Annotated in this window: 10 protein-coding genes and 1 pseudogene; 5 read left to right on the forward strand and 6 right to left on the reverse strand. The window is 63.6% G+C overall.

Annotated elements, in window-relative coordinates; genetic code table 11:
- The coding region (locus WCB02_RS33320; RefSeq protein WP_423965112.1) for an aspartate-semialdehyde dehydrogenase at positions 1-596 on the reverse strand (596 nt) is incomplete at its 3' end.
- A 259-nt stretch (positions 597-855) separates the two neighbouring features.
- Between WCB02_RS33320 and tgt the strand changes: the two genes are divergently transcribed.
- Positions 856-2,001: a tRNA guanosine(34) transglycosylase Tgt gene (tgt, locus tag WCB02_RS33325; RefSeq protein WP_423965114.1), complete on the forward strand. Its 1,146-nt coding sequence runs from the start codon at positions 856-858 to the stop codon at positions 1,999-2,001.
- Between the two features lie 65 nt (positions 2,002-2,066).
- Here tgt and WCB02_RS33330 read toward each other — a convergent pair whose 3' ends face one another.
- On the reverse strand, positions 2,067-2,282 hold the full coding sequence (locus WCB02_RS33330; protein WP_423965117.1) for a hypothetical protein: 216 nt from the start codon (positions 2,280-2,282) through the stop codon (positions 2,067-2,069).
- Positions 2,283-2,607: 325 nt separating this feature from the next.
- On the opposite strand from WCB02_RS33330, the gene cysK reads away from it, so the two are divergent.
- Together cysK and WCB02_RS33340 are read left to right on the forward strand one after the other, a co-directional pair.
- The gene (gene cysK / locus WCB02_RS33335) at positions 2,608-3,585 is read left to right on the forward strand and encodes a cysteine synthase A (RefSeq protein WP_423965119.1); all 978 of its coding nucleotides are present in this window, start codon (positions 2,608-2,610) and stop codon (positions 3,583-3,585) included.
- Positions 3,586-3,588: 3 nt separating this feature from the next.
- Positions 3,589-3,828, forward strand: coding sequence for a BrnA antitoxin family protein (locus WCB02_RS33340; RefSeq protein ID WP_423965121.1), 240 nt, complete (start codon positions 3,589-3,591; stop codon positions 3,826-3,828).
- A gap of 64 nt (positions 3,829-3,892) precedes the next feature.
- Here WCB02_RS33340 and WCB02_RS33345 read toward each other — a convergent pair whose 3' ends face one another.
- Positions 3,893-5,332: a caspase family protein gene (locus tag WCB02_RS33345; protein WP_423965123.1), complete on the reverse strand. Its 1,440-nt coding sequence runs from the start codon at positions 5,330-5,332 to the stop codon at positions 3,893-3,895.
- A 193-nt stretch (positions 5,333-5,525) separates the two neighbouring features.
- Positions 5,526-6,419, reverse strand: coding sequence for a DMT family transporter (locus WCB02_RS33350; protein ID WP_423965125.1), 894 nt, complete (start codon positions 6,417-6,419; stop codon positions 5,526-5,528).
- A gap of 211 nt (positions 6,420-6,630) precedes the next feature.
- On the opposite strand from WCB02_RS33350, the gene WCB02_RS33355 reads away from it, so the two are divergent.
- Positions 6,631-7,029 (forward strand): RidA family protein, encoded by a 399-nt coding sequence (locus tag WCB02_RS33355; RefSeq protein ID WP_423965127.1) that lies wholly within the window; start codon positions 6,631-6,633, stop codon positions 7,027-7,029.
- Positions 7,030-7,046: 17 nt separating this feature from the next.
- Positions 7,047-7,247 carry a hypothetical protein gene (locus WCB02_RS33360; RefSeq protein ID WP_423965130.1) on the forward strand — a complete coding sequence of 67 codons (201 nt, stop codon included), beginning with the start codon at positions 7,047-7,049 and terminating at the stop codon, positions 7,245-7,247.
- Positions 7,248-7,268: 21 nt separating this feature from the next.
- Here the strand turns inward: WCB02_RS33360 and WCB02_RS33365 are convergent, their stop codons facing one another.
- Complete coding sequence (locus WCB02_RS33365) at positions 7,269-7,829, reverse strand: hypothetical protein (RefSeq protein ID WP_423965132.1); 561 nt, start codon at positions 7,827-7,829, stop codon at positions 7,269-7,271.
- Positions 7,774-7,985 (reverse strand): annotated as a pseudogene (locus WCB02_RS33370) (hypothetical protein); the annotation flags it as partial. The gene WCB02_RS33365 and the pseudogene WCB02_RS33370, both read right to left, overlap by 56 nt.

The raw sequence follows: 7,985 nt of genomic DNA on the forward strand, positions 1-7,985 counted from the left end.
TGATTGAAGAGGTTGAACGCATAGGGATGCGGCAGCACCTTTGGCTGATAGACTTGGGCGGCAAGGTTGGCGCGGGTCGATTCGACGAGTTCGGCCATCGCCGCGGCGCCGGCGCCGCTCGCGGCCGGATAGGTCGCCAGGATCAGCCGCCGGATGCGGTTTTGCCGATGGATCGGCCAGAGCGGCATCAGCGCGGTGATCGCCGAGCAGTTCGGTACGGCGATGATGCCGCGATGCTCGCCGATGCGGCGCCCGTTGATCTCGGGAATGACCAGGGGAACGTCGCTATGCATGCGGAAGGCGGAGGAGTTGTCGATGACCACGGCACCCGCTCGCACCGCGATCGGCGCGAATGTCCTGGCCGTGGCGCTGCCGGCCGAAAACAGCGCGATATCGACGCCTGCGAAGGACGAATCCGTCAGTTCCTCGACGACGATGGTCTCGCCGCGAAAGCCGAGCGTCTTGCCAGCCGAGCGCGCGCTCGCCAGCGCTTTGAGCCTGCCGACCGGAAACCGGCGCTTGTCCAGGGTGGCGATGAATTCGCGACCTACGGCGCCGGTCACGCCGGCAATGGCAATAACGGGATCGCTCTTCACTTGGGTCTCCTTCGGGCAATAAAAAAGCCCCGGACCTTTTCAGGCGGGGCTTCGGTTCAGATGCTGCGTTCGCAAGTCTACGCGCGCACGACTCCCGAGGCCCGCGTGGGCTTGCCGGTTTTCGTGGTGTGTTTTGCGACCTTCGTCATGGCGAGGACACCATAAGGGCGGCTTGGATCGGCGTCAACGGGCCTCCAGGCCGACTGATGAGTGGCAACGGGGTTGAAGCGGGGGCGGCTGTTACGCCATAAGCTGCCGCATGAGTCCTCTCAATCATCTCGCCAATCGTTTCGAACTACATGCAGTCGACGGGCTCGCGCGCACCGGCCAACTGACCACGCCGCATGGCGTGGTGCGGACGCCGGCCTTCATGCCCGTCGGCACCGCCGGCGCGATGAAGGGCGTGCACTGGCGCGAGGTGCGCGATGCCGGGTCCGACATCGTGCTCGGGAATACCTACCATCTGATGTTGCGGCCCGGCGCCGAGCGGATCGCCGCGCTCGGCGGCCTGCAGCATTTCACCGGCTGGAACGGTCCGATGCTGACGGATTCCGGCGGCTTCCAGGTGATGTCGCTGTCGCAGCTGCGCAAGGTCAGCGAGAGCGCGGTGACATTCCGCTCGCATATCGACGGCATCAAGGTCGAGCTGTCGCCGGAGCGTTCGATCGAGGTGCAGCGGCTGCTCGGCTCCGACATCGCGATGCAGCTCGACGAGTGCGTGCGGCTGCCGGCGGAGCGGAGCGATATCGAACGGGCGATGCGGCTGTCGCTGCGCTGGGCTGAGCGCTCGAAGCGGGCGTTCGAGACGGCGCCTTCCGGCTATATGTTGTTCGGCATCGTGCAGGGCGGTGACGTACCCGAACTACGCCAGGCCAGCGCCCGCGGCCTGGTCGAGATCGGCTTCCACGGCTATGCCATCGGCGGCCTGGCGGTCGGCGAGCCGCAGGCGGTGATGCTTGCCATGATCGAGCAGACCGTGCCAATCCTGCCCGACGACCGGCCGCGCTACCTGATGGGCGTCGGCACGCCGGGGGATTTGCTGGAAGCGGTGAAACGCGGCATCGACATGTTCGATTGCGTGCTGCCGACCCGCAATGGCCGCCATGGCGTGGCCTACACCCGCTTCGGCCAGGTCAATCTGCGCAACGCGCGGCACGCCGACGATCCGAGGCCGCTCGATGAGACCAGTCCATGGCCGTCGACCCGCAACTGTTCGCGCGCCTATCTGCATCACCTTGTGAAGTCCGGCGAGACGCTGGGTGCGATGCTGTTGTCCGAGATCAACATCGCCTATTACCAGCGGCTGATGGCCGAGATCAGTGACGCGATTGGGCAGGGCAGGTTTCGCGAATTCCATGAACGCGCGCGGATCGAATGGGCGCAGGGCGACATCACCCCGCGCTGAAATCCGGAAGTTTTTTGTTTGACGCGTTTCCCTTGCAGCGAACCGGCAGCCAGTTCGCTCACGCTCTAGTTGCAGGCGAACCGTCGCAGCGTGTGCTTGGTCACGAAACCGTAACCGCAGGTATCGCAGGTCCAGAGATAGCTGATGACATTGTCAGACACGTACGCGGACGCTTCCGCAGCCACCATGGAATCGGCGCACACAGGACAGGTCGGCAAATCGCTCCCCCGTGGATCGGGTCGAAGCGTGGCGGTCGACAGGACTTCAGCCAGTGCTGACATCGTCACCTCCCTGCGTGGTCGGCTGCATATCGAAGTGTGAAACTGATCACACCATACACTATTTTATTTGACGATGCCGCAACGAAATTGCGTTGGTTTTGCGTTGCGCGGCACGCGACGAGTTTCAGGACAATTTGCTGAAAAGATTCTAGCCTATTGTTTGGGCGCGATCTTTTTGAAAAAGCGGTTGCTTTGGGTGGATTAAAGTTTTGCAATGCAGCGACTTTTGTTTTTGTCGGATTGTCGCTTGCGCGGTGGCGAGGGCTGCCACTAACTACAGTTGATCAGCCGATTTCATGCAAATTGTTCGCAACGGAGTTTCACCATGGACGCGCCATCGGTCGAGAGTGCAGTGCAACGTCCGGGACGAGGCAAGGTGTTCGACAGCATCGTCGATGCGATCGGCGATACGCCGATCGTACGACTGCGCAAATTGCCGCAGGCGCACGGGGCGTACGCGACCATCCTGGCCAAGCTGGAATACTTCAATCCGGCCGCGAGCGTGAAAGACCGCATCGGCGCCGCGATGATCATCGCGATGGAGAAGCAGGGCGTCATCAACCAGGACACCGTGCTGATCGAGCCGACCTCGGGCAATACCGGCATCGCGCTGGCTTTCGTCGCTGCCGCGCGCGGCTATCGGCTGAAACTCGTGATGCCGGAATCGATGTCGATCGAGCGGCGCAAGATGCTGGCTTTTCTCGGCGCCGAGATCGTGCTGACGCCTGCGGCGCAGGGCATGAAGGGGGCGATTGCAACCGCCGAGGAGCTGGTGCGGTCGACGCCGAATTCGGTGATGCCGCAGCAGTTCAAGAACCTCGCCAATCCGGAGATCCACCGCCGTACCACGGCGGAGGAAATCTGGAACGACACTGGCGGCAACATCGACTACTTCGTGGCGGGCGTCGGCACCGGGGGCACCATCACCGGGGTCGGGCAGGTGCTGAAACCGAGGAAGCCCTCGCTACGCGTGGTCGCGGTGGAACCGGAGGAAAGCCCAGTGCTGTCGGGCGGCCAGCATTCGCCGCATAAGATCCAGGGCATCGGCGCGGGCTTCGTTCCCGACATTCTCGATCGTTCCGTGATCGACGAGATCGTCAAGATCAATAGCGCGACCGCGATCGAGACCTCCCGCGCGATGGCGCGGAACGAAGGCATCCCCGGCGGCATTTCCTCGGGAGCCGCCATTGCCGCGGCCCTGCAGATTGGCAAGCGGCCGGAAGCGGCCGGCAAGACCATTCTGGCGATCGTGCCATCATTTTCGGAACGCTATCTCTCCACTGCACTGTTCGAGGGAATTTGAGCGATGCAAGATCAGCCGAGGCGGCCGCGGACCCTGAAAGATGCGCGCACCGAAGCGGAAGCCGCATTCAAGAAGGTGACCGCGAAAGTCGCGGAAGCGCCGCCCAAGCCAGCTGCGTTGCCCGGAGTGAAGGAACTGGTCTCGCTTCGGATCGACCAGGATGTGCTGGACCATTTCAGGGAAGGCGGCCCCGGCTGGCAGGAACGGATCAATGCGGCGCTGCGCAAAGCGGCGGGGAAATAGCATCGCGACACGAAAAAGCCCGGCTGGGAGCCGGGCTTTTTGCTGATCGCAACTTGCCGGCGGATCAATGCCGGAACATGCCACCCATCATGCCGCCCATCACGCCGCCGAGAAAGGCGCCAGGGTTCCCGCCACCGCCGCCGCCGCTGCTGCGATAGTGGCGGCTGCCGCCGGCGCTGTGGTGCCGCGAGGAATGTTCCTCGGTGTCATCGCTCGAACCGCTGTCCGCGGTGGCGACGATTTCGGCGAGCAGCGCCTTGTGCTGGAGCTTGTTGAGGAAGCCGGTCGTCGGATAGCCGCGGGCCGCCTGCCAGCGCTTGATCACCGAACGGGTGTCCTCGTCGAACTTGCCATTGACCTTGGTATCGAAGCCGAGCCCGGTGAGCCGGCGCTGTACGTCGCGGCGCTGGCCCTTGTCGAGCCCGATCTGGTCTTCGGTGACCTGGGTGGCGTCGTCGGTGAAGGTGGCAGGATCGATCCCGGCGGTCAGGTTGCGGGTCGTGGTCGACACGCCGTTCTGCAGCGACGCGATCCGCGCCAGCGCCAGCGGCTTGAACTGGCCGTTGGGATAATTCGTCAGATAGGCGTTGAGCTCCTCCGGCTTGTTGGAGTCCTTGACCGAGCGCCAGAACTCGAGCTCGACGTCGGTGCCCGTGCCGCCGCTCGGATTGGTCGAGGCGACCGCCGTCGGCGTTCCGCCGGACCCGGCGGCGTCCGCCGCTGCTACGGGCTCGGCCGGCTTCGGATTGAGGTAGACCGAACCGATCAGGTTGGTATGGCCCCATGGCAATTGGCCCTTGTTGGTCTCTTCATTGACCTGGGCGCGGACTTCGGTCATCGCCTGCTGGATCTCGACGCCAGGCTCGGTGATGTGGGCCATCAGCGCGCGGGTGAACGGGCTGTTGGTGCCTTCCTGGCCATCGAGCGCGGTCTGGCCGGGTCCGGTGGCAAAGGCGATCAGCGTACCTTCGCCGGATTTCATCTCGGCAAGACCCGTCTGCACCGACACGCTGCGGGTCGCGGTCGACTTGATCTTGGCGGCGAACGGATTGTCGCGGCAGGCATCGAGGAACACCAGCTTGACCTTGGAATCCCCCATGGTCTGATCGAGCGTGACATCGACGTTGATCGCAGCGCCAAGCTTGACGTCCATTTCGGATCTGATGTCGGCATCGATCGGCAACAGATAGTTGACGCCGTCGATGGCGATGCCGTGGCCGGCATAGAAGAACAGCGCGATGTCGGCGCCCTGCGCCCGCTTGCCGAAGTCCAGCAGCTTTTCGGTCATCTGGTCGCGGGTCAGGTTGGCGCCTTCGACGACTTCGAAACCGACATTGCGGAGCACGGCCGCCATCGCCTTGGCATCGATCGGTGGGTTCGGAAGCTGCGCGACATTCCTGTAGGCGCCATTGCCGACGACGAAAGCGACGCGTTTATCGGCCTTGGCGGCGTCGACGGTCAATGCCATGCAAATCAGGGAAAGAAGGATCGTAAGATAGCGCATCTGAAAATCCCCTGCAGAATCGAAAAAACTTGAAGCTGCAACATCCGACGCCGAGCTTACACGAAAACGCGTCGCGAAAAACAGGCTGCGGTGCAAATGCTGCCGGTATTCGCAAGCCGAGCTTAGCCAGCCGGCGTCATCGCCATGCGTGATTTGGATCACAAATCCTGGACGCATCAGCCTGCGCGCATGATCAGGTCTCGAGCTGCGCCCGAACTGCTGTGTTCGGTTTCAGGTTGAGCAGATTGCCGGCCAGGATCAGGGCCGCCCCCAATACCGTCAGCGCGTCCAGCCGCTCCGAATAGATCAGCCAGCCCATGGTAGCGGTCAACGGCACGCGCAGAAAATCCATCGGCACCACGATGGTGGCATCGGCATAGAGCATCGCCCGCGCCATGCAGAAATGACAAAACGTCCCGCACAAGGCGATCACGGTGACCCAGCCCCAGGCTTGCGGCGAGGGCCATGTCCACTCGTAGAGCGTCGGGAACAATCCCGCCGTGGCCTGGATCACCAGCATCCAGAAGATGATCGACAGCGTATGCTCGGTCCGCGTCAGCAACTTCATCAGCGCGATCGAAACCCCGAAGCCGACGGCTGCGCCCAGCGCGATCAGCTGACCGGGATTGAGCGCTCCGGCCGCAGGGCGGACGATGACCATGACGCCGATGATGCCGAGCACAATGGCCGCAATCTTCCAGACCGTGATCCGTTCGCCGAGAAAGCTCGCGGCCAGGATCGCGGTCCAGATCGGCATGGTGAATTCGATCGCCACCACCTGGCCGATCGGGATCAGCGTCAGGGCGAAGAACCAGCCCAGCCCGGCGGCATAGTGGACGAGATTGCGCGCGATGTGTTGCGGCAGCCGCGTGGTCTTCACGAGCCGCAGCGCGCCTTGAAATCCGCCGCCATGACGATGCAGCAGCGGGTAGAACAGGACAAACCCCAGGACGGAACGCAGCTCCAACAGCTCGAACACGTTCAGCTCGCGCGTTCCCTCGCGACCGGCGATCGTCATCACCAGCATCAGGCCGAGCCAGCCCGACATCCACAGCGCGGCTCTCGGTTTTGAGGGTTTTCGCAGCATGGCTTGCGGGTGGGAAAAGGATAAAGGGAGAGCCAAAGGGCGGACAGGATGGGAGGGTAGGCCGGTAGCGCCCCTGGTCCCAAGTTGCAAGACTTGAAGCTGCGAGACGCAAGCGGTATCGCGCTGCAATGGGCGGCCGCAAAAATTCGCTGTGGGAGCGGCGGCGCAATCGATGCTATGGCATCCTTCGCAATTCGTGGAGGACCCGATCATGCGCATCCTGCAACCGGCCGACTGGGCCAAGCCGCGCGGCTTTTCGCATGGCGTCGAGTTGGCCGACCCCGGCCGATGGGTGGTGCTGGCCGGTCAGACCGGCGGCGACGACAAGGGCGAATATCCGCCGGACATGGCCGCGCAGGTCGGCGCGGCGCTGCGGCGGATCGTCAAGCTATTGGCGGAGGCGGGCGCCGGGCCCGAACATATCGTCCGGCTGACCTGGTATCTCACCAGCCGCAGCGAATATGAGGCCGCCGGTCCCGGGATCGGCGCCGCCTGGAAGGAGACGCTGGGCCGCAACTTTCCGCCCTCCACGCTGCTCTACATCGACGGCCTGGTCGATGTCAGGGCGAAGGCCGAAATCGAAGTGACCGCGTTCGTTCCGACGACATAGAGAGAGACTTTCGAGCGATGACGGATCGATCGACGTCAGCGGATTTCGTGACCAGCTTTGCCACCGGCTGGCCCGACAACCAGCTGGATATCATGGTGTTGTCGCTGACGACCCACAAAGGCATCCAGGATTTTGCGATGACCAGGGAGCAGGCGCTCCTGATCGCCAAGACCATGAAAGAGACCGCAGCGCGTCTCGCCAAGCCGAAAGCGCGCTGAGGGCCCGGTTGCCCCGCGCTGCTAACGCGAGAGGCTGATGGATGCGCCGCGGAACTGGCTGTCGGCCCTGATCACGACGGACTGCCGGTTTCCGCGCGTGGTCAGCGTCAGGTCGGCGTTGAAGCCGCCGGTACTTGCGACCACCTGGAAGCTGCCATTGCCGCCGCGGCCCTGCAGGGTGCCGCTGATGTTGCGGGTGCTCTCGCTCCAGGTCCCGGAAATGGCGCCGCCTTCGTCGACCACACGACCGTCCAGATTGAACCGGTAGGAGTCGCTCGCACAGGTCAGAACCAGGCCCATGTTCGCTCCGGCAACCTCGTAGCTGGCGCGGCAGCGGATGCGTTCGGTCGAACCGTCGTCCAGGGTGACGGTGCCGCCGCCGTGCCAATTGCCGGCGAGACCGGCAAACGGCCCGGCCTGAGCGTGGGCGGTCGAACCGTCCACCGCTGCGCTGCCGAGCACAGCCCCAAATGAAACGGCGGCTGCAATCAGCAGCCGCCGGAAGGCGAGGCGCGTATGTGCGGCCTTATTGCCGCGATGCTTCCCATCGGCCGCTGCAGGGGATGCCTGCAGACGCCCCATTCCATTTTCCAGACCCGGCATTCCCATTGATTTGTCCGTTTGCATATGCGCCGTTGATCGAGACGCGAACCAAGCCTTCGCGTCCGACGCTGCCGGATACGTTGGCACCTGATGCCGAAATCTTACCGTCGCTGACCATCAGCGTCGAGTTTGCTG

It is taken from the genome of Bradyrhizobium sp. (assembly GCF_049581145.1).
In the GTDB taxonomy this organism is placed as follows: Bacteria; Pseudomonadota; Alphaproteobacteria; order Rhizobiales; family Xanthobacteraceae; genus Bradyrhizobium.

Excerpts from the sequence above, each read along its gene's own strand:
- tgt (WP_423965114.1), top strand. The coding sequence starts at position 856 with ATGAGTCCTCTCAATCATCTCGCCAATCGTTTCGAACTACATGCAGTC.
- WCB02_RS33330 (WP_423965117.1), bottom strand. The coding sequence starts at position 2,282 with ATGTCAGCACTGGCTGAAGTCCTGTCGACCGCCACGCTTCGACCCGAT.
- cysK (WP_423965119.1), top strand. The coding sequence starts at position 2,608 with ATGGACGCGCCATCGGTCGAGAGTGCAGTGCAACGTCCGGGACGAGGC.
- WCB02_RS33340 (WP_423965121.1), top strand. The coding sequence starts at position 3,589 with ATGCAAGATCAGCCGAGGCGGCCGCGGACCCTGAAAGATGCGCGCACC.
- WCB02_RS33345 (WP_423965123.1), bottom strand. The coding sequence starts at position 5,332 with ATGCGCTATCTTACGATCCTTCTTTCCCTGATTTGCATGGCATTGACC.
- WCB02_RS33350 (WP_423965125.1), bottom strand. The coding sequence starts at position 6,419 with ATGCTGCGAAAACCCTCAAAACCGAGAGCCGCGCTGTGGATGTCGGGC.
- WCB02_RS33355 (WP_423965127.1), top strand. The coding sequence starts at position 6,631 with ATGCGCATCCTGCAACCGGCCGACTGGGCCAAGCCGCGCGGCTTTTCG.
- WCB02_RS33360 (WP_423965130.1), top strand. The coding sequence starts at position 7,047 with ATGACGGATCGATCGACGTCAGCGGATTTCGTGACCAGCTTTGCCACC.
- WCB02_RS33365 (WP_423965132.1), bottom strand. The coding sequence starts at position 7,829 with ATGGGGCGTCTGCAGGCATCCCCTGCAGCGGCCGATGGGAAGCATCGC.